This is a genomic window from Pediococcus parvulus (assembly GCF_964063155.1).
GTDB classification, from domain to species: Bacteria; Bacillota; Bacilli; order Lactobacillales; family Lactobacillaceae; genus Pediococcus; species Pediococcus parvulus.
Genome location: NZ_OZ061292.1, coordinates 1793410 through 1812928, shown reverse-complemented (window position 1 = coordinate 1812928; position 19519 = coordinate 1793410). Strand labels below are relative to the sequence as shown.

General features: G+C 39.5%; 22 protein-coding genes and 1 riboswitch. Of the genes, 9 read left to right on the top strand and 13 right to left on the bottom strand.

What is annotated here, in order from left to right:
* The first annotated feature begins 14 nt into the window (after positions 1-14).
* Positions 15-461, top strand: coding sequence for a MerR family transcriptional regulator (locus AB3217_RS09145; protein WP_057782866.1), 447 nt, complete (start codon positions 15-17; stop codon positions 459-461).
* Between the two features lie 498 nt (positions 462-959).
* Here AB3217_RS09145 and AB3217_RS09140 read toward each other — a convergent pair whose 3' ends face one another.
* The 6 genes from AB3217_RS09140 to AB3217_RS09115 form a co-directional block, all read right to left on the bottom strand.
* Positions 960-1082 carry a helix-turn-helix transcriptional regulator gene (locus AB3217_RS09140; protein ID WP_084254272.1) on the bottom strand — a complete coding sequence of 41 codons (123 nt, stop codon included), beginning with the start codon at positions 1080-1082 and terminating at the stop codon, positions 960-962.
* Positions 1083-1121: 39 nt separating this feature from the next.
* Positions 1122-1364 carry a hypothetical protein gene (locus AB3217_RS09135; RefSeq protein ID WP_068806147.1) on the bottom strand — a complete coding sequence of 81 codons (243 nt, stop codon included), beginning with the start codon at positions 1362-1364 and terminating at the stop codon, positions 1122-1124.
* Positions 1365-1527: 163 nt separating this feature from the next.
* Positions 1528-2262 (bottom strand): ABC transporter ATP-binding protein, encoded by a 735-nt coding sequence (locus AB3217_RS09130; RefSeq protein ID WP_068806150.1) that lies wholly within the window; start codon positions 2260-2262, stop codon positions 1528-1530.
* Positions 2263-2272: 10 nt separating this feature from the next.
* Positions 2273-3280 carry an ABC transporter substrate-binding protein gene (locus AB3217_RS09125; RefSeq protein ID WP_068806153.1) on the bottom strand — a complete coding sequence of 336 codons (1008 nt, stop codon included), beginning with the start codon at positions 3278-3280 and terminating at the stop codon, positions 2273-2275.
* A complete protein-coding gene (locus AB3217_RS09120) occupies positions 3277-4041 on the bottom strand; it encodes an ABC transporter permease (protein ID WP_068806157.1) in 765 nt (254 codons plus the stop codon). Before AB3217_RS09120 ends, AB3217_RS09125 begins: the two co-directional genes overlap by 4 nt.
* The gene (locus AB3217_RS09115; RefSeq protein ID WP_068806160.1) at positions 4013-4309 is read right to left on the bottom strand and encodes a thiamine-binding protein; all 297 of its coding nucleotides are present in this window, start codon (positions 4307-4309) and stop codon (positions 4013-4015) included. Before AB3217_RS09115 ends, AB3217_RS09120 begins: the two co-directional genes overlap by 29 nt.
* 112 nt (positions 4310-4421) lie before the next feature.
* Positions 4422-4532: riboswitch (TPP riboswitch) on the bottom strand.
* Between the two features lie 242 nt (positions 4533-4774).
* On the opposite strand from AB3217_RS09115, the gene AB3217_RS09110 reads away from it, so the two are divergent.
* The 3 genes from AB3217_RS09110 (at position 4775) to pta (ending at position 7948) form a co-directional block, all read left to right on the top strand.
* A complete protein-coding gene (locus AB3217_RS09110; RefSeq protein WP_068806163.1) occupies positions 4775-5485 on the top strand; it encodes a glucosamine-6-phosphate deaminase in 711 nt (236 codons plus the stop codon).
* A 237-nt stretch (positions 5486-5722) separates the two neighbouring features.
* Positions 5723-6925: an acetate/propionate family kinase gene (locus AB3217_RS09105; RefSeq protein ID WP_367366017.1), complete on the top strand. Its 1203-nt coding sequence runs from the start codon at positions 5723-5725 to the stop codon at positions 6923-6925.
* 48 nt (positions 6926-6973) lie between these two features.
* A complete protein-coding gene (gene pta, locus AB3217_RS09100; RefSeq protein ID WP_068806169.1) occupies positions 6974-7948 on the top strand; it encodes a phosphate acetyltransferase in 975 nt (324 codons plus the stop codon).
* 298 nt (positions 7949-8246) lie between these two features.
* Here pta and AB3217_RS09095 read toward each other — a convergent pair whose 3' ends face one another.
* Positions 8247-8696 (bottom strand): Fur family transcriptional regulator, encoded by a 450-nt coding sequence (locus AB3217_RS09095; protein WP_068806173.1) that lies wholly within the window; start codon positions 8694-8696, stop codon positions 8247-8249.
* 203 nt (positions 8697-8899) lie between these two features.
* Here AB3217_RS09095 and AB3217_RS09090 point away from each other — a divergent pair, with 203 nt between their 5' ends.
* From AB3217_RS09090 to AB3217_RS09080, 3 genes are all read left to right on the top strand, one after another.
* The gene (locus AB3217_RS09090; RefSeq protein ID WP_068806177.1) at positions 8900-10312 is read left to right on the top strand and encodes an MFS transporter; all 1413 of its coding nucleotides are present in this window, start codon (positions 8900-8902) and stop codon (positions 10310-10312) included.
* 52 nt (positions 10313-10364) lie between these two features.
* Entirely contained in the window at positions 10365-11255 is an 891-nt protein-coding gene (locus AB3217_RS09085; RefSeq protein WP_367366016.1) for a YihY/virulence factor BrkB family protein, read from the top strand.
* A gap of 103 nt (positions 11256-11358) precedes the next feature.
* Positions 11359-11805, top strand: coding sequence for a MarR family transcriptional regulator (locus tag AB3217_RS09080; RefSeq protein WP_084254273.1), 447 nt, complete (start codon positions 11359-11361; stop codon positions 11803-11805).
* 96 nt (positions 11806-11901) lie between these two features.
* On the opposite strand, the gene AB3217_RS09075 is transcribed toward AB3217_RS09080, so the two are convergent.
* Both AB3217_RS09075 and AB3217_RS09070 read right to left on the bottom strand, forming a co-directional pair.
* Positions 11902-12870: a GMP reductase gene (locus tag AB3217_RS09075; protein ID WP_068806180.1), complete on the bottom strand. Its 969-nt coding sequence runs from the start codon at positions 12868-12870 to the stop codon at positions 11902-11904.
* A 36-nt stretch (positions 12871-12906) separates the two neighbouring features.
* The gene (locus AB3217_RS09070) at positions 12907-14199 is read right to left on the bottom strand and encodes an adenylosuccinate synthase (RefSeq protein WP_057782895.1); all 1293 of its coding nucleotides are present in this window, start codon (positions 14197-14199) and stop codon (positions 12907-12909) included.
* Positions 14200-14443: 244 nt separating this feature from the next.
* Here AB3217_RS09070 and purB point away from each other — a divergent pair, with 244 nt between their 5' ends.
* Positions 14444-15739 (top strand): adenylosuccinate lyase, encoded by a 1296-nt coding sequence (gene purB / locus AB3217_RS09065; protein ID WP_057782897.1) that lies wholly within the window; start codon positions 14444-14446, stop codon positions 15737-15739.
* Here purB and AB3217_RS09060 read toward each other — a convergent pair.
* The 3 genes from AB3217_RS09060 to AB3217_RS09050 all read right to left on the bottom strand — a co-directional run bounded on the left by AB3217_RS09060 (position 15736) and on the right by AB3217_RS09050 (position 18223).
* Complete coding sequence (locus tag AB3217_RS09060; protein WP_260266725.1) at positions 15736-16959, bottom strand: MFS transporter; 1224 nt, start codon at positions 16957-16959, stop codon at positions 15736-15738. The genes purB and AB3217_RS09060 overlap by 4 nt on opposite strands.
* 350 nt (positions 16960-17309) lie before the next feature.
* A complete protein-coding gene (locus AB3217_RS09055) occupies positions 17310-17669 on the bottom strand; it encodes an antitoxin HicB (protein WP_260266724.1) in 360 nt (119 codons plus the stop codon).
* 92 nt (positions 17670-17761) lie between these two features.
* Complete coding sequence (locus tag AB3217_RS09050) at positions 17762-18223, bottom strand: ASCH domain-containing protein (RefSeq protein WP_367366015.1); 462 nt, start codon at positions 18221-18223, stop codon at positions 17762-17764.
* Positions 18224-18430: 207 nt separating this feature from the next.
* Between AB3217_RS09050 and AB3217_RS09045 the strand changes: the two genes are divergently transcribed.
* The gene (locus tag AB3217_RS09045; RefSeq protein WP_068806190.1) at positions 18431-18688 is read left to right on the top strand and encodes a hypothetical protein; all 258 of its coding nucleotides are present in this window, start codon (positions 18431-18433) and stop codon (positions 18686-18688) included.
* Between the two features lie 47 nt (positions 18689-18735).
* On the opposite strand, the gene AB3217_RS09040 is transcribed toward AB3217_RS09045, so the two are convergent.
* Positions 18736-19512 (bottom strand): tyrosine-protein phosphatase, encoded by a 777-nt coding sequence (locus tag AB3217_RS09040; protein WP_367366014.1) that lies wholly within the window; start codon positions 19510-19512, stop codon positions 18736-18738.
* Positions 19513-19519 lie beyond the last annotated feature (7 nt).

Genomic DNA, 19519 nt, shown 5'->3' with positions numbered 1-19519 from the left:
GTGGAGCTTATTTTATGACATACACAATAAAAGAGGTTGCTGCCAAAGTTAATCTGTCGATTTACACGTTACGTTTTTATGATAAACAAGGGTTGCTACCGTTCGTGGCACGTAATGCGGCTGGTTATCGTGAATTTACAGTTGGGGATTTGAATCTCCTTAAAACCATCTGTTGTTTGAAAAATACTGGCATGAAAATTAAAGATATTCGCAAATACATTGATTATGTAATGGCGGGACCAGCTTCAGTGAAGCAACGGCGTGAATTATTGCTTAAACATCGCCAGGAAGTTGTGGCTCAACAGAAAAAGATTGAACAAAATTTAGCGGAAGTTGATTATAAAATTAATATGTATACGGCGCCAGATGCCGAAAAGTCAGTTTCTAACGAAATTGCCCTAGCGATAGCCGATAAGGTAGCCAATCATTTACCGAATCCTTATGAAATGCTTCAAAAATAGAGAAGTACAGTTTCAAGTGACACCGATAATAAAAGGTTGAAACTACAAAAACTTATCTTGTTGCTTGATACGAAAACGTTCATGGCAATAAAATCAGATTAAAAGGCCGTCTTCCAGCAAATTTGGGCTGGAACGTGGGGGGCACGACTTGGGGCCACAAGCCACGTCTCCAAGCTCGGCCTTTATCTAAGCGAAACCCGCTAAGATAAAGACACTATTGAGCCCATTTGCTTCCAGACTAAGTCTAATCTTTGCAAGCAACGCACTGATATAATAATTTTGATACTTTCAACCTGTAGGCCGATAATAAAAAATCTGTGATCACCAGTAGTTTTTCAACTACCCTGATCACAGATTTTATTTTTTCTTAAAAGCTTTATCAAATCGTGTCAGCCAGCGAGAAGGACTCACCGATTGACTAGTTGTCTCATTTAAGATAAGTTCATCCATACTAATTTCATAGATTGAATGCAACTGACGCAAGATAGTTAGACTTGGCTAAGATTCGCCACTTTCCCACTTGGCAACCTGATTAAGACTAACACCCAGTTCTTTGGCTAAGGCACTTCTCGTGTAACCAGCCCGTTTTCGTTGACTGGTCAGTTGGTCTGCAAAAGTCATAACGAGTCCTCCTTCTGGCACAGAGTATGGTAGTAACTTTTATAAGTGTTTAGAGATGTTATATTTGGTTCCGTGTTTATCTTTATTATTCGCAGGATCAACCGCATCTTTGGCGTAAAAAATCAGATACTCTTCATCGTTTTTAGGATCCGTTGCGATCACTAATTCATGAGGCGTTTCATCCTTATGCCGGTATAGTTGACCACTACGGACTGCTTCGTTGTAATCATGAAAATTTCCTAAAGAATCACCAGGATTAAAAAATACAATTTCACTTGCCATAACTAACAGCTCCTTTGGACAATCAAAAATATTGGAAAACACAAGCAAACTTTAGAAATCAGTTTATTTGAATAAACTTGTCTGTGCTTTAACTAGAATATAAACTAAAACATTATAGAAAGCAAAAGATTTGGTTAATTTACTGCTGACTTTTTAACCCACTTTATAATAAGTTTAGAATTTGGCGTTTGTAGTCGAGAAACGACGTGCTCAACTCGAAATCGGGTTGTTTTTTTAGTTCAGAATCAATTATGATTTCCTTTGTAATTGATGCGGGTGTGCCACTTAAAATGTAAATTCGGTCAGATAAGAGGATCGCTTCTTCAACGTCGTGTGTAATGAGTAAAGTTGATAAATTAATTTTACTCATTAAGTTGAGATACCAAGCGTGTACCTGATGTTTTGTGATTTCATCTAGGGCACTGAAAGGTTCATCCAATAAAGCGACCTCTTTATCGAACATGTAAGTTCGCAATAGGGCAGCTCGTTGGCGCATCCCGCCAGATAAAGCCTGAGGGTACCGTTTTTCGGTATGTTGCAATCCAAAGAGTTTAAACAACGGAGCGGCCTTCGCTTCGGCCACTTTTTTTGAGGTGCCCCGCATCAAAGCAGGCAGAATAACGTTGCCCATAATTGTTCGGTAGGGTAGCAGAAGGTCTTTTTGCAACATGTAACTGAGTTGACCCGTTTTATTTGTAATGGGTTGATTTTTAAGCAGAACCTCACCATTTTCTGGGGAAAGCAGACCAGCAATAATGTTGAAAAGAGTGGTTTTCCCGATACCGCTGACACCAAGAATACTAACTAATTCACCTTGATTTAGCTGAATATTAATATCGGCAAGTATCTGGTGATCCGAATATGTTTTAGAAATATGATGCGTTTGTAATAACGCCATAGTTAAGACCTCATTTAGAAAGATATTGATTTGTGAATCCCTGATTTTTCTTGAGTTTGACGGAAACAAGTTTATGTTGATTTAGCCACTGATAGAATCGATTCCAGCGAGTTGATGAAATTTTTCCCCATTGCTTTGAACCTAAGGTGTACTGTTTGGAAAGGTAGGTTTGACTCGCATAAATTAACTTTTTGTTGCTTTTAAGCTCAGGCACCTGATCCATTAAAATGGTGGCCGATTGATGGGGATGGTTAGCCGCATAGGTATATCCCTTAGCAGTTGCTTTCATGAAATCTTTAGCCAGTTTAGGATGGGCCTTTAAAAATTGGTTGTTGCCAATGAGGGTCGGCGTGTAATAATCAAAAACCTTGTTCAAAGAACGAAATGAAAAATAATTGATGGGAAGGTTTTTAATTTTAGCATTTTCGCCAGCCCAACCGTAAAACACCCAGATCGAGTCAGCTTGTTTTGTCTTTAAGGCCGCCACCTCATCGGTAATGTTATTAGGAATTTTTTTAATTTTGCTATATTGGCCGCCATCATCTTCGACTACTTGTTTGATAGTTGCTTGCTCAATTGGCAAGTCCCAAGTTGCATAACGTTTACCCATCATTTTTTTCGGTGAAGTAATCCCATCTGCTTTGCGCGACATGATCCCCGAAGTGTTGTGCTGAATAATGGCCCCGATTGTGGTGATAGGCAATGGGTCACGACGGGCAATCGCCCCAGCAAACGTATCTTGTGCAGAAATACCAATTTGAGCTTTGCCACTCGCAACAAGCTGTTCGGCGCCATCTTTGGGTGGTTGTACAAACTTCACATTGAGATGATATTTTTTGTAGTAGCCTTTTTGTTTGGCAACATACATTCCGGTATGATTGGTGTTCGGTGTCCAATCCAAAACCACGGTAATCGTCTTCATTTGCGACTTATTAGAACTAGTTTTGCAGCCACCTAAAACCAACATCAATAAAAAACTCAAGCTTAAGTAGAGCCAAAAATGTTTGGAATGTTTCATTTTTTTACTGCCTCCCAGGGCATGACTTTATGTTGAATCAGAGTGACCAACCAAATTAAAAGCAAACTTAAAGCCGAAATTAAAAAGATGACGGCAAACATTTTGTCGTAGGCATAGGCCTTCATGACCCGCGTCATATAGACACCCAAGCCACTAAAACCACCAACCCATTCAGAAATTACGGCACTCACAATTGCATAAGATACAGAGATTTTTAAACTCGAGAAGAAATGATTCAACGAATTTGGAAACTTAACATAGTAATATAATTTCCATTTGCTTGCACCCATCGTTTTCATTAAATGAATTAAATCAGGATCGGTAGCGCGGAAGCCGGTCAGCATTTCCACGGCCACCGGGAAAAATGTCGTGATTGTGATTAAAACAATTTTTGGCAGCATGCCATAGCCAAACCATAAAATCAAAAGGGGCGCGATAGCCACCGCCGGAACAGTTTGACTGAGGACTAGCAGGGGATAAACAGCTTTATAGAGTGGATTAAACAAGTCCATAATTATGGCGATAAGCACACCACCAATGACGCCAATTAATAGCCCCCAGAACGCTTCCAAGAGGGTAACGCCGGCATTTTTCATAAGCAACGGAAAATCGGTGATAAAGGCTTTGACTACATTAACAGGTGAAGGCAGCATGAAAGTCGGGACGATTTGGAAATAACTGATTAATTGCCAGATAACTAAAAGCGCCAGAATGACCAAAATAGGTAGAAAATTAATGTTGATATTTGTCTGTTTTTTCATGGATTCCTAAGACCTTGCCCTCAGATTTATAATCAATTTTTACATAAGTCATCACTTGAGGGGCACCAGCATCAGCGGCAATTTTGGTAATGTTTTTAACAATTTCCATGAGTTGGTCGTAGTCACCTTCGAGTGTAGTTTCAAACGCACCGACTTCATATGAAACGCCCGTGGATTGAATGTACTCGATTGCTTTGTCCACAACAGCCACAACTTTTTTGTCGTCCTCTAACATTGGTAAAACTTGAATTGCAACACTTGTATTCATAAGATAGTTTCCTTTCTTGAAACAAAATAAAAAAGCCAACGACAACGCGCCAGCTTTTGATTGCATGTTTAAAATTGGTCATCAAATGACGGAATGTGAGCTGTCACTTGATCATCAAAACGATTAAACTTCCTGCGCTGGCATTATCCATATCAGGTTCGAGGGTCAAAAACCACTAGTTTTTATCTCAGCCGGATTGGATCCAGCACCCCTGTATTTGTTACGAATTCAGTATATCGATAAATATAAAATTCGGCAACTAATTTAATTCTCAGGGTGGTGTCTAATTTCAGTAGGGAATATTTCTAGATATCGTGATTTATAGAAATAATTTTTGATTTTTTGGTCTATACCCTTGCAATTTATAGAGGGAGAATATATAATTGGGCTATACCAATGTGAATGGGATTTTTATTCTTATAGATCTCATCGGAGTCGAAAAAGAAAATAAAAAGGAGCTTGATTATGCAAATTATTATTGTTAAAGATGAAGTTGAAGGCGGACAAGAAGGCTACAAGATTTTTGCTGATGCTAAGAAAAATGGTGCTCATACTTTTGGTTTAGCTACCGGAAGTACACCAATTACAACTTACAATGACATTATCGCTAGTGATCTTGATTTCAGCGATTCCATTTCTATCAATTTGGATGAATACATCGGGTTAGCTGCTGACAATGACCAAAGTTACAACTACTTTATGCATGAACATTTATTCAACAAAAAGCCATTTAAGAAATCTTACCTACCAAATGGTTTGGCTAAAGATATCGATGCTGAAGCAAAACGTTATGATAAAGTAATTGAGGACAACCCAATTGATTTACAAATCTTGGGTCTTGGCCGCAATGGTCATATTGGTTTCAACGAACCAGGAACTTCACGTGAAATTGGCACTCATCGTGTCTCATTAACTCAATCAACGATCGATGCTAATGCCCGTTTCTTCGCACATGAAGAAGACGTGCCTAAGGAAGCTTTATCAATGGGATTAGCTTCAATTATGAAATCAAAACATATCTTATTGGAAGCTTACGGTGAAGAAAAGGCTGATGCTGTTAAGGGAATGATCGAAGGCCCTAACACTCCAGACTTACCTGCAAGCGTGCTTCAAGACCATGACAACGTGACTGTTATTCTTGATGAAGCAGCTGCAAGCAAATTAACAAACAAATAAACTACCAAATTAATTGGCACAAAGAGATTTATCCTATACAAGTTAACGCTATATAGAATAAATCTCTTTTTTTAAATATTTAGTTTCTAATAACAAATAGGCATATGGTTTTCATGTTAAAAACAATAAGGTATAATTTATGTAAATGAGCGTTGAGAATTTAGGGCAAACGCGGTAGAGTGAAAGTATTAAAAGAAGATCGAATCGGATCCATAGAAAAGTGAGTGGGGGTTTACTTTGGAAAAAACAATTGCAATTAATGCAGGAAGTTCATCACTTAAGTTCAAACTGTTTGAGATGCCAAGCGAGAAAGTTCTCGCAAGTGGCCAGGTGGATCGAATTGGTATTGATGGCTCCACATTTACAATGATTTATGGCGATCAGGAAAACACGCGGTTTGAAGAGCCAGTTAAAGATCATGAAGTTGCGATCCATATGGTTCTAAAGGCTTTGATTGACCTGAAAATTATTCGAAGTTTTGATGAAATTACAGGCGTTGGTCATCGCGTTGTAGCGGGTGGCGAAATTTTCAATGGCTCCGTCGAGATTACAGAAAAAGTAATTAAGCAAATTGAGAGTTTATCGGAGTATGCTCCATTGCACAATCCAGCCAATGTGATTGGAATTCGGGCAGTGCAAAAGGTCCTGCCAAACGTCACAAGTGTTGCGGTGTTTGACACTTCTTTTCATGAAACATTACCCGCAAAAAATTATTTGTACAGTATTCCTTATGAATATTATGAAAAATATGGCGCACGTAAGTATGGTGCCCATGGTACGAGCCATCAATCAGTTGCTTTGGATGCGGCCAAACTACTTGGTAAACCATTAAGTTCTTTGAAGATGATCACCCTTCATTTAGGGGCCGGTTCCTCAATTGACGCTATTTTGAATGGCCAGTCATATGATACATCAATGGGCTTTACCCCGGTTTCTGGGATTACAATGGCAACCCGTTCAGGAGACATCGATGTTTCTTTAGTCAATTATTTGATGGAAAAACTAAAGATTACTGACTTTTCTGAAATGATTGAAATATTAAACACCAAGTCTGGATTGTTAGGTATTTCTGGAATCTCTTCTGACATGCGCGACGTTTTGGAGGCTAGACATAAGAGCCGTCGGGCTGAGTTGGCCGTTGAAATTTTTGTGAATAACATTGTGAAGTATATTGGGGCTTACATTGCTGAAATGCACGGAATTGATGTTTTAGTTTTCACAGCAGGCATTGGTGAGAATGGGATGTTAGTCCGAAAAATGATTGTTGATGAGTTGGATTATTTTGGACTTAAAATTGATAACGAAAAAAACCAGGTTCAAGGTGAGTTGCGAGATATTAGTGCTTCGGATTCTAAGGCAAAGGTGTTAGTTGTGCCTACGAACGAAGAATTGGCGATCGCCCGTGAAGTTGAACGATTTAAAAAAGAAACTAAGGCATAACCTATAATTAAATATAAAATTCTGTCTTTTATGGAAGGAGTTTCAAACATGGATTTATTTGACGGTTTAAAGGCAAAGATTAAGGGTCAAAATAGAACGGTTGTATTTCCAGAGGGGGACGATGTCAGAATTTACTCTGCGGCTGCGCGGTTGGCACAAGATGGGTTGGTCAAACCAATTCTGTTGGGCGATGCAAAGAAAATTGTAGAAAAGGCTTCAAAAGATGATGTTGATTTAAAAAATGTTGAAATTATTAATCCGGACAATTATTCGGAAGAAGAAAAGCAAGAAATGGTGGATGCTTTAGTAGAGCGGCGTAAGGGAAAGAACACTATTGAAGAAGTGCTGAAGATGTTAACTGACGTGAATTATTTTGGCACAATGTTGGTGTATCTGCACAAAGCAGATGCAATGGTTTCTGGAGCTGTGCACCCAACGGGAGATACAGTTCGTCCGGCGTTACAAATTATTAAAACAAAACCTGGTGTAAAACGAATTAGTGGTGCGTTTGTGATGCAGCGCAATAATGAACGTTATATTTTTGCGGATACGGCGATTAATATTGATCCAGATGCGGCAACACTGGCAGAAATTGCGGTGGAAAGTGCGCATACGGCTGAAATTTTTGATATTGAGCCTAAGGTAGCTATGTTGAGTTTTTCAACGAAGGGTTCGGCAAAGGGCGATATGGTCACAAAGGTGCAGGAAGCAACTAAATTGGCACAAGAGAAGGAACCGGAGATGGAGATTGATGGTGAGCTGCAGTTTGATGCGGCGTTTGTGCCGGATGTGGGTGCAAGTAAGGCACCAGATTCAAAGGTAGCGGGGCATGCAACGGTGTTTGTGTTCCCAGAATTGCAATCAGGAAATATTGGGTATAAGATTGCGCAGAGATTGGGACATTTTGAGGCAATAGGGCCAATTTTGCAGGGATTGAATGCGCCGGTGTCGGATTTGTCACGAGGAGCAAGTGAAGAAGACGTGTATAAAGTGGCGATAATGACGGCGGCACAGGTAAGGTAAGAGTAAAAGTGCGCGAGGCAAAATGGTAAAAGGCAAATCCTAAGTGCGACGTATGCGGGATCGCAATCCCGCGGGAGTCGTACTTAGGATTTGCCTTTTATTTTGCCGAGCGGTCCTAGAGCTCAGCGGAAAAAAGCAGTAGCGGAGGCGACGTATGCGGGATCGCAATCCCGCGGGAGTCGTACTTAGGATTTGCCTTTTATTTTGCCGAGCGGTCCTAGAGCTCAGCGGAAAGAAGCTATCCAAACAATAAACCATCCAAACTTAGTAGAGTGAGTTTGGATGGTTATTTGAATTCTTATTTTTTTAATTTAGCTTGGCATTCAGGACACAATCCATAAATTTCGAAGCGATTACCCGAAATTTGATAGCCTGTTTGTTGAGTCGCTTGTTTTTCCATCTTTCTCGCATCTTTTTGAAAGTCAGGATAAAAAACATCAGTGATTTTACCACAGTTTGTGCAAATTACGTGGTAATGCGGCTTATTGAAATAGTCGTAATGCACGCCATCTTCGCCGTTTGCCAGTTCAATGACAATTCCTAAGTCGACAAATAATTTTAATGTGTTGTAGATCGTTGCCAAACTCATATTTGGCGTGGTTTGTGCCAAGGCCTCGTGAATGGTTTCAACAGTTGGATGATTATGATGGGTGACTAAATAAGCCAAAATCGTGCGTCGCTGAGGGGTAATTCGAATGCGTTTACTTTGTAAATCTGTAATAGCTTCATCCACTTCTGCGTTTGCCATACCTAAACCTTCTTCCATTTCGTTAGTCACAATTAATAAGTACAATCAATTTAATCACTTTTTTAAGATGACTTCAACTCTATGCAGGCAATAAAATCGTTTAGAATTTTCAAATTCAGTTTACACCAGTCTAAATATGAAATACAATTAAATCGATTTAAAATGATTCTAACTTAGGCATAAGTTAGTGAGGAGTGAGTTTGATGGAAGAACGGCTTGGAATTTTTAAAGGGGATAAAAAACTTCGCAGTTGGTTTGTGGGGATCTTATTGGCGGGCACTTTTACAATGTCGATCAGTCAATCTTCATTATCAACGGCTTACCCAACTTTAATGCGCTATTTTGGTGTTACCGCGCCAACCATCCAGTGGCTGACGACAGGCTTCATGTTGGTTATGTGTATCATGATGCCTATCAGTCCCTGGCTATTAAGTAATGTACCGTTTAAACGGCTATTTCAAGCCGTGTTAGTGTTGTTTGACGTTGGAACGATTGTTATTTTATTTGCACCTAATTTTCCGATCATGATGTTTGGACGAGTCCTAGAGGCGATTGGCGTTGGGATCTTATTTCCGGCTTACCAGAGTGTCATGTTGACAATTACACCAGAAGAATCACGCGGGGTCACAATGGGCATTGTGGGGCTGGTGATGGGATCAGCATTAGCTGTAGGACCAATCATTTCTGGAATTGTTTTGAAATTTACGACCTGGCAAGGACTTTTTGTGATTTTTGCCATTATTATTACGCTAGTTTTTCTCTTGTCATTTAAATTCATTGCAAATGTCATGTCACTGAAACCAGATCGGTTAGATTTTATCTCGGTTTTTAGTTCGTTAGGGTTGATCGGACTGCTTTTTGTGATCAATCAACTAGGTAAAACTGGTGTTAACTGGACGAACCAGTTTGGTTTACTTGCCGTTAGTTTAGTGATGTTAGCCTATTTTGTGTTTCGTCAATTTCACATCAAAACGCCAATGCTCGAATTGCGTGTACTTAAAACGTTTAATTATGATTTAGCCGTGTTACTGACGGGTTTTTCTTACATTGCCTTAATTGTGACGACAATTATTTTTCCGCTTTATTATCAAGAGGTGCTTAAGCTATCGCCTTTTGCATCCGGAATGTCGCTTGTACCAGGGGCCGTATTTTTAAGTTTACTAAATCCTGTTACTGGCAAGTTGGCTGATCGATTCGGGTTCAAACGTGTGCTGTTAATAGGTATGAGCATGATTACAATAGGTTGGGGAATTTTGTTTGTATTCTCTAGTGAGCTAAATTTGATTGGCATGGTGATTTTGGCAATGTTGATCGAAGGCGGCAATGCGTTTGTCATGATGCCCGTGATGACACTGGGGGCAAACTCTTTGCCAGACAGTCTCATTGCTCATGGAACGGCCGTTATTACAACTGTTCGTCAAATACTTGGTTCGTTGGGAGTAGCGGTTGCTACCATTATATTAACGGCGATTACGCAAAGTGAGTTGACCAAAGGCAGTCACGTGGAAGTTGCTACTCAAATGGGATATCGGGCAGTGTTCTTTACTTTCTTTCTTGTAGAGATTTTGGGATTATTGCTTTCAATTTTGATTAAAAATTCAGAAAAAAAGGGTTAACTTAGTAAATTGTTGTATACTATTAAAGTTAAATAAAAACGGGGTATATAACATGACTTGGAAGAGGTTTGGGCATAAATGTAAAACATATTGGCAAGGCTTTATGATGCGATTTAATCGTGCAGATGCCGCAAATAATGCAATTGTCCTTGCCTTCTATACGTTGCTTGCTATGTTTCCGGCAATTATCTTTGTAGGAAACTTGTTGCCACTGTTTCATATTGACGTGACAACAGTGCTGGAATACATTGAAACGGTTGTCCCAAGTACGATTTATCAGATTAGTCAGCCCATTGTCAAAGACTTTTTGGAAAAAGGAAACGGCGAGTTGATGTCCTTTGGTGCCATTTTGATGTTGTGGTCTGCTAGTCAGGCGGTTGCCGCGTTTCAAAGGTCGATTAATCGAGCGTATGGAGTGGCAAAATTTCAAAATCCGATTATAAATCGCGTCGTTTCATTCTTGTTTACTATTTTCTTTGCGGTTTTAATTAGTTTGATGATGTTTTTCTTTAGTTTTGGACAAACAATTGTTGCGTATTTGACGCCTATTCTGCAGTTACCGCATAGCCTTTTTCATATTGTGGGTAACGTGAAACTGCCATCAGCTTTGATCGTTATTTTTTTAAGTTTGATGATTTTGTATTATGTTGTTCCAAACGCCCGCATTAAGTTTAGATATGTGATCTGGGGAGCCGCAGCGGCAACCATTGGATTGATGGGTGTTTCTCAATTTTTTACTGCCTATTTGCGTTATTTTGCTCATTCTGTAAACAGTTATAAGACTTTAGGAACGTTTATTGCGTTGATGTTTTGGCTAGATTTTTCCGGCTTAGTGATTATGATTGGCGGCGTTATTAACGCGACAAGCCAAGAATTGCGCTTTGGAAATATGGAAGATACGACCAAGAATTGGAGTAAACGTTTTAAAAAATATTGGAAATAAGAAAAAAGTTATGGATTAGTGAAAGATCGCTAAATCCATAACCTTTTGAAGTTTTGTTTGCTATACTTAAACAGTTAACAATTTTGGAGGAGGTTGGGGAACTGTGTCAGCAAAAGAGAATGAAGCTTTATTTGAAGGTTCAATTGAAATTTACATGACTACATTGAAATTTTTAGAGTATGTCCTTTCGGAACCGACAAAGGAATATGAGATCTCGTTTGAACAATTTTTGGTTTTACGGGATATTCGCTACCAGGAAAATGTGACGCAGATGGGAATTGCGACCGAACGAAATGTTACTCGGAGCGCAGTTTCTAGACAAATTAAATCTTTATTGAAATTAAACTATATTTCTCAAACACCGGACCCAAAGGATCAAAGAAGGTTGTATCTTCACCTGACCCAGCGTGGTGCAGAAGTGGAAAAACTGATTGATCAAAAAGTGCATTTAGTTTTTGAGGGCTGGATCATTAAGTTTGGCCAAAAAAAGGTTGATATGCTACTCAAGCTACTAAAAGAGTTTGGCAACGAAGTGATTAATTTAAAATAGTGATAGAAAAGGGCAATTTCACTGATAGTACTCGGTGAAATTGCCCTTTTAATTTGAAATATGGGTTGCAAACTATTGTTTTTTATCCCCATTTTTTTAGTTAAAATCATTTACTCCGTGTAAAATGACATAATCTACTTTGCGGATGGCATCCAATGAGCGGCCACCAGCGTAAGAAATTGAGGACTGTAAATCTTGATGAATTTCTTCAAGGGTATCTTTAATGTGACCCCGATAAGGAACCAACATTTGACGACCTTCAACGTTTTTGTGTTGGCCTTTTTGCGTTTCAGAAGCTGAACCATAATACTGTTTATAGTTTTTGCCATCGATGGTAATCATGTTGCCAGGAGATTCTTGGTGGCCTGCCATCAAAGAGCCAATCATGACCATGGTAGCGCCAAATCGAATCGACTTGGCAATGTCACCATTTGTCCGAATGCCACCATCAGCAATGATGGGCTTGCTGGCAGCTTTGGCACACCAACGAATTGCAGCCAATTGCCAACCACCAGTTCCGAAACCGGTTTTGAGCTTAGTAATACAAGCTTTTCCAGGACCAATTCCAACTTTGGTTGCATCGGCACCAGCGTTTTCAAGTTCACGGACGGCTTCTGGCGTTCCGACATTTCCCGCAATTACGAACGCCTCAGGAAGCAGGCGCTTAATATGTTGAATCATGCGAATCACACTATTGGCATGCCCGTGGGCAATATCAATTGTAATAAATTCTGGTGTGATATTTTGATCAGCCAGTTGAGAAATGAAATCAAATTCCTCTTGTTTCACACCCACACTAATAGACGCGATTAATTTTTGCTCATGCATTTCATTGATAAAAGCCAACCGTGTTTCCGGTTCGAAACGGTGCATGACATAAAAGTAGCCATTTTTTGCCAGCCAAACGGATAACTCTTCGTTGATGACCGTGGCCATATTTGCGGGAACCACTGGAATTTTAAAGGAGTATTTTCCTAGTTTTACAGTGGTGTCCGCTTCAGAACGGCTGTCAATAATACATTTGTTAGGAATAAGTTGAACGTCTTCATAATCAAAAACTCTCATGGTTATCGCTCCTATTCAAAGTTAAAATTCTAAACGTTATTTTGCATTCCAAATATCAGTCAAAACGTTGGTTTGTTCGCGATCGGGTCCTACTGAAAATGTAGAAAGGGGAATACCAACTAATTCTGAAACGCGGTTCAGGTAATTACGCGCATTTTCAGGTAGTTCAGCCAGTGTTTTACAGTTAGTAATATCTTCTGTCCAGCCAGGAAGTTCTTCGTAAACTGGTTCACATTTTTCGATTTGCTTTTCAGAAGCGGGATAGTGATAAATTGTTTGACCATCCAACTGATAGGCTGTACAAATTTTAATCGTTTTTAAGTTAGTTAAAACATCCAAGCAGTTTAAGCATAAACTGGTTAGGCCACTTACTCGCGTTGCGTGGCGTAAAACGACAGTGTCTAACCAGCCAATGCGCCGGGGACGACCAGTAACTGTGCCGTATTCATGACCGGCTTCGCGAATGAAATCACCGGTTTCGTTTAATTGTTCAGTTGGGAAAGGACCATCACCCACGCGGGATGTGTAGGCCTTACATGCCCCGACAACTTGGTTAATGCGCCATGGACCAACACCGGCCCCCACAGCAGCACCACCGGCAGTGGGATTTGAGGAGGTGACATAAGGATAAGTCCCGTGATCGTAATCCAACATAACTCCCTGAGAGCCTTCGAATAGCACATGTTCGTTCTTATCAAGGGCCTCATTAATTAAAACCGAAGTATCGGTGACACGATCTTTGATTTCTTGACCGTATTGGTAGAAAGATTCAAAAATATCTTCAAATTTTAAAGGTTCTGTTTCATATAATCTGGTAAATAATAAGTTTTTATTTTTAAGGTTAGTTCTGAGTTTTTCTTCAAAAGTATCGCGTTCCAGCAAGTCACAAATTCGGATTCCGATTCGTTCCGCTTTATCCATATATGCTGGACCGATTCCCTTGTGGGTAGTACCGATTTTGCCAGCTGCTTTAGACTGTTCTTGTAATTCATCTAAACGAATGTGGTAAGGCAAAATAACTTGAGCACGATCTGAAATCCGTAAATTATCAGTTGTGATACCGTTACTTTCTAAATAATGCAATTCGTTGTGTAAAGATTCAGGATTAACAACGACGCCATTGCCAATCACACTCAAACCATTACGGTTGAAGATTCCGGATGGAATAAGTTGTAATGCGAATTTTTTGCCTTTAAAGACGATGGAATGTCCGGCATTATCACCACCAGAGAAACGAACGGTTAAAGCCGCGTCACTCCCTAAGAAATCTGTTATTTTACCTTTTCCTTCATCGCCCCATTGGCTACCTACAACTACGATTGATGACATTTAATGACCCCCGAATAATATAATTTAAACAACCAAATAAGTGTAACAAGGTTTTTAACGAAAAGCAAGCAAAACACGAATTATATGTATGATGTATATTTTAAAGTACGGTTTATCACTGATAAATAGCAGGTGAGAAACCTCAATCAGTTTAATACATGTGGAATATCCGATATATGTATGCTATAGTATTACACGGATATTTAAAGCACTTATTTTAAACTCGAAAATGTGAGGGATACGAATGTTAGAGAGATATACACGTGAAGAAATGGGTAATGTATGGAGTTTACACAACCAATATGCATCTTGGTTGAAAGTTGAAATTGCGGCCGTCAAAGCCTGGGGAAAATTAGGGAAGATCTCGGCGACCGATGTTGAAAAAATAACAAAGAATGCCCAATTTAGTGAAGAACGAATTGCCGAAATTGAAACTGTGACCCATCATGATGTAATTGCCTTTACCCGCGATGTTTCGGAATCTTTAGGTGAAGAGAAAAAGTGGGTACATTATGGTTTAACGAGTACCGATGTGGTGGATACCGCTCAGGGATATCGTTTAAAAGAAGCCAATGTGATTATTCGTAAAGACCTTGAAACCTTTAAAGATACTTTGGCATCACAAGCCAAAAAATACAAATATACCGTTATGATGGGAAGAACCCATGGCGTGCATGCAGAACCCATGACCTTTGGATTAAAATTGGCACGCTGGTATTCAGAAATCAAACGAGATATTGAACGATTTGAGCATGCTGCAAAAGGGGTTGAAGCAGGTAAAATTAGTGGTGCTGTGGGGACTTTTGCTAATGTGCCACCGGAAGTTGAAGGATTTGTTTGTGAAGAGTTAGGTTTGAATGCACAAGAAATTTCGACTCAAATTTTACCCCGTGATTTACATGCCGAATATATTGCGACACTTGCGTTAATTGCCACAAGTGTAGAAGAGTTTGCCACTGAAATTCGCGGGTTACAAAAATCAGAAGTCCGTGAAGTGGAAGAACATTTTGCACCAGGACAGAAGGGGTCTTCTGCAATGCCTCACAAACGTAATCCAATCGGTTCTGAGAACGTTTCCGGCTTGGCTCGGGTAATTAGAGGTCACGTTCAAACTGCGTACGAAGACGTCAATTTATGGCATGAACGCGACATTTCGCATTCTTCTGCAGAACGAATTATTTTGCCTGATACAACTATCTTGGTTGATTACATTTTACATCGGATGAACAGCATTATTGGTAACCTCACTGTATTTCCAGAACATATGAAAGCCAACATGCATCGGAGTTTTGGATTAATTTATAGTCAACGGGTGCTGTTAAAGTTAATTGATGCTGGGCTATCACGAGAGGCTGCTTATGATCGCATTCAACCATTAACTGCTAAAGCATGGGACGAAGAAATTCAGTTTAAGCCGTTGGTTGAATCTGATCCGGTGATTAAGAGTCATCTTTCGCCAAAAGAAATAGATGATGCCTTTGATTACAGGTATCATCTAAAAAATGTGGATTATATTTTTAATCGTGTTGGGCTAGATTAATGCAAATCTTTGAGCTTGTCAGTTAATTGAGGGAGCCGTTTGTAAAAGAGTCCCGCAACCAAAATTAATAAAATTCCGGTGACAATCAAAATGTAACGGATCGCCACCACATCGGCTAAAGGCCCATAAAACAGCATGGCAATTGGGTAGATTCCGGTTGACACAATTTGGAGAATTGAGAAAACCCGTCCCATTTTGGTGGGCGAAACATTTTCTTGAATCAAAATGTTGGAAGTTGCCTGAATAACTGGCATGCAGATTCCTGAGAAAAACATGAAAAGTAGGTAGGTCCAAAATGGTTCAGGCAGTCCCATAACAGCAAAACTAATGCCAGATCCTGCAAAACCAATCGCAATCAACCGAATTTTATGGGGTAAATGTTTGTGAATGGTGATGTAAAAGCTACCAAGCAAGGCCCCCATGGTCCATAGCAGCTCATTTAACGTCAATCGCCAAACTGCAGAGCCAAAAGTTCGTTTCACATAAAGTGTCGATAGCTGGGATGATGGCGCGACCAGTACGAACGCGATCAAGGTAAACACCATAAAATTTCGTAAGTATTGATGAGAGAACGTGTATTTTAACCCTTCCCAGATACCTGGTAACCCAGCAACTTGATTTTGCTTTTCTTGTTTAAGCTGCTTCACATGAATGCATAACAATAAGGCGATTCCAGTAGTGGCGGTCACAAGGTCCACCACGAAAACAAAAATAATTCCGAGTTTTCCTAGGATAACACCGCTTAGAATTGGAGAGATTAGCAATAACACCGAGCTAACAAACTGATTCAAGCCGTTAATCCGCGAAAGCTCTTTTTTTGGTGTGATTTCTGGTAGAAGGGCATTTCCCGCTGGTGTTTGAATCCCGGATCCCAGCGAACGAATGGCGGCAATTAGTAACAACAACCATAAATTTCGAAAAACAAAAAAGTAAATTAACGCCGTAATAATAGTTAAGAATGTGACTAGTCCGCTAGATGCCACAATCAATTTTTTACGACTATATTGATCTGACCAGATGCCTGCCCACAGTGAAATTAGAATTTGTGGTAGCGTAGTGGCCATGGTGGCAAGCATGATCCAAGTTCCGGATGAAGTTTGGAGGGCAATGTACCAAAGAATGGCAAAGTAAACTGCTGATGAACCAAACAGAAAAAAATTTTGTGCCGCTAGAAAATAACCGACGTTTAATTTCCAGTGTCTTGAGTCTGTAGTTGTCATGAAAAACGTCCCCTTTGGAAATTAGTTTACCACGACCATCCCCAAAATTATTCAAAAAAGAAGTGAAAACTGTCATCAGTTTCAGTTGAAGCGGGTTTCTAACTAGTGGAAACTCAATATTTTTTTGATTGTCGTTCTGATGTTATCAAAGCGGACGACTAGTTGCGAGTGTATTGAAACATTGTATCCATTTCTCAAGAGGATGAGTTGCAACTATCTTTTGGAGCCGTTGCAGTTGTTGTTTGAAAACTCGTTACAATTTTATTTTTTGCTACTACACTTAATTAGAAAATTAATGGACACAAAGAATCCAAGAACTTCTTTTGCAAGAAATTCTTGGATTGAGGTATTTATTCGGTTGTTTTAAATTTTTTGTCCAAAGCTTCTGTGAGAATTTGAGAAACGTTTATACCCGTTTGTTTGGCCCAATCGTTTAAGTACTGAGGGATCGTCACATTTCGACGAATCCGTTTGGTGCTTTTGCCCGCGTATTCGTTAATTGGTAACATGATAATGTGTTCGCCTTCCACTAAATGATTATTGTTCATAACGGAAGGTTCAGGCAAATTTCCTTGGGCAGTAATTTGCTTTTCAGCTTTTTCGGTTGCCTTAACAAGGTTTTCACCTTCAATTAACATGCCCGGAAAATCTGGAATAAGTAACTCAACGATTCCATTTTGAACAGAGTAAACAGCTGGATAAATTTTCATACACATTCTCCTATCTTTTCTTCAGAGTGGATTTCTATAATGTGTATTATACATACATCTTTTTGATAAGTAAATTCATATGAATTCTATAACTAAACCTTAAAGACGAGTTTGATTTCTTCACAAACGACGGGATCATTTGTAGAAAAAGTACGATCATATTTTTTCATTTGCTTAGCAAACTTTTCTTTGCTGCGTTCTTGCCAATCCGCGAGGGTCCGGTCACCCTCAGCCTCGTTGTATGCATGTTCGGCAGAAACGCGGAAGAAGGGAACCAGTTCGGAGACGACGGTTTCAATGATACCAACAGGATGCATGTCGGCGTTTAAAAGGACATAGTAGTCACCAACTTGAGGAATCTGTTCACCCTCAGATGAATAGTAGCCTAAAGGTTTAGAAGTGGAAATTTTGTCCCCAGCAAGAATTTTGTCAGTTAAGTCTTGAACTTCGGTTGGATTGGATTGTTCACCAAACCAGCGAGTTTGAAAGGTAGTGTTGGTAAGGTGATGGGATTCGGAAAAGGCGGTCCAAATTTTTTCGGCAGTTGTAGCCATGTTAATCAGTCCTTATCTATTAGTATTTGTTGACTGTAGTGTAGCACGTGAATGAAGAAAAGTGAACGCAACGAATCGATAGGTTTTGAGTGCAAACAAAATGAAAGAAAGTGGCATTCTGTTTAAATTGGCAATATGCTGATAATTGCTATTCAACCAACAAGTAAGGTAGTATAGAAGCAATATTAAAACATAGGATGTGATCACATGCGCACAAAGTACTGGACGGATTTTGGCATCGCAGTTGTTGTCGTGATTGCCTGCATTGTGGGATGGTTTACGGGATACTTTCAAAGAAGTAATGATTATTCAGAAATCGAAAAAATGTTGATTCTTATTTTAGCCTTTAGTGTTTTATTTGGCCTTCGAGTAGACATGAAAGGTGCAAATCGTTGGGAAGCTGTTTCTGCAGCGTTTCTCGGAGTGGCATTCTTATTGGCAGTTGTGTTACTAGTATTTGTTTAAAAATCCAAAATGGACTCGGAAAATACAAACTTTTCCGGGTCCATTTTTTATTCTGTATATAAACGTTGCAGTTCAGCAATATCTTCATCGGAAAGCATCATTGCGGTGTTTAAGTACTTATGCATACCGCCATACTTTGTTTCAATTGCCATTTTGGCTAACCGTAAACTGTGTAAGTCAACGTTGCGTGCCTGATTCATTCGATCAATAGCGGCATTATTGGTTGTTTCAGTTTTAACTGTTCGGGTACCAAAAAGGACCTTATTTGAAAGTAAATAATCTTCTTCAATCGTATCTTGGTCAACACCCAAAGCACTTAAAATCAAAAAGCCGGCAATTCCTGTTCGATCTTTTCCCGCTGCACAGTGAAACAAAACGGATTCATTTGGCTGATCATTTTTCAAAAGGATTTGGAATAATTGGCGAAAAGCGCTCTGTGCGTGATTGTCTAAAACCATTAATTCATAGGGATCACTAAGTGCACTTGGTTTTTCAGTTTTGTTTTTTTGAAAGAGATTTTTGGAAAATTGTTTCAAGCTAGTAGAAGAATGGTTGCTAAACGGGTATACCGAATCTGAAATTTGTTTGACATTGATCATTTGTGGGTCCGGATTACGGGTAATTTCATAATCGGATCGCAAATCGACCACATACCGCAGCCCATAATTCAAAAGAAAGTTGCGATCCTCTTTTTTGAGCACAGAAAGATAACCGGATCGTAGCAGTTTTTGCCACTTGATTGTTTTCCCATTGCGCGTGGGATATCCCCCAAGTTCGCGAAAGTTTAAACCCGATTCAATAGGTAAAACGCGCTGCTTTTTCATAATGTGC

Coding starts and splice junctions, on each gene's coding strand:
- AB3217_RS09145 (WP_057782866.1), top strand. CDS start 15: ATGACATACACAATAAAAGAGGTTGCTGCCAAAGTTAATCTGTCGATT.
- AB3217_RS09140 (WP_084254272.1), bottom strand. CDS start 1,082: ATGACTTTTGCAGACCAACTGACCAGTCAACGAAAACGGGCTGGTTAC.
- AB3217_RS09135 (WP_068806147.1), bottom strand. CDS start 1,364: ATGGCAAGTGAAATTGTATTTTTTAATCCTGGTGATTCTTTAGGAAAT.
- AB3217_RS09130 (WP_068806150.1), bottom strand. CDS start 2,262: ATGGCGTTATTACAAACGCATCATATTTCTAAAACATATTCGGATCAC.
- AB3217_RS09125 (WP_068806153.1), bottom strand. CDS start 3,280: ATGAAACATTCCAAACATTTTTGGCTCTACTTAAGCTTGAGTTTTTTA.
- AB3217_RS09120 (WP_068806157.1), bottom strand. CDS start 4,041: ATGAAAAAACAGACAAATATCAACATTAATTTTCTACCTATTTTGGTC.
- AB3217_RS09115 (WP_068806160.1), bottom strand. CDS start 4,309: ATGAATACAAGTGTTGCAATTCAAGTTTTACCAATGTTAGAGGACGAC.
- AB3217_RS09110 (WP_068806163.1), top strand. CDS start 4,775: ATGCAAATTATTATTGTTAAAGATGAAGTTGAAGGCGGACAAGAAGGC.
- pta (WP_068806169.1), top strand. CDS start 6,974: ATGGATTTATTTGACGGTTTAAAGGCAAAGATTAAGGGTCAAAATAGA.
- AB3217_RS09095 (WP_068806173.1), bottom strand. CDS start 8,696: ATGGCAAACGCAGAAGTGGATGAAGCTATTACAGATTTACAAAGTAAA.
- AB3217_RS09090 (WP_068806177.1), top strand. CDS start 8,900: ATGGAAGAACGGCTTGGAATTTTTAAAGGGGATAAAAAACTTCGCAGT.
- AB3217_RS09085 (WP_367366016.1), top strand. CDS start 10,365: ATGACTTGGAAGAGGTTTGGGCATAAATGTAAAACATATTGGCAAGGC.
- AB3217_RS09075 (WP_068806180.1), bottom strand. CDS start 12,870: ATGAGAGTTTTTGATTATGAAGACGTTCAACTTATTCCTAACAAATGT.
- AB3217_RS09070 (WP_057782895.1), bottom strand. CDS start 14,199: ATGTCATCAATCGTAGTTGTAGGTAGCCAATGGGGCGATGAAGGAAAA.
- purB (WP_057782897.1), top strand. CDS start 14,444: ATGTTAGAGAGATATACACGTGAAGAAATGGGTAATGTATGGAGTTTA.
- AB3217_RS09060 (WP_260266725.1), bottom strand. CDS start 16,959: ATGACAACTACAGACTCAAGACACTGGAAATTAAACGTCGGTTATTTT.
- AB3217_RS09055 (WP_260266724.1), bottom strand. CDS start 17,669: ATGAAAATTTATCCAGCTGTTTACTCTGTTCAAAATGGAATCGTTGAG.
- AB3217_RS09050 (WP_367366015.1), bottom strand. CDS start 18,223: ATGGCTACAACTGCCGAAAAAATTTGGACCGCCTTTTCCGAATCCCAT.
- AB3217_RS09045 (WP_068806190.1), top strand. CDS start 18,431: ATGCGCACAAAGTACTGGACGGATTTTGGCATCGCAGTTGTTGTCGTG.
- AB3217_RS09040 (WP_367366014.1), bottom strand. CDS start 19,512: ATGAAAAAGCAGCGCGTTTTACCTATTGAATCGGGTTTAAACTTTCGC.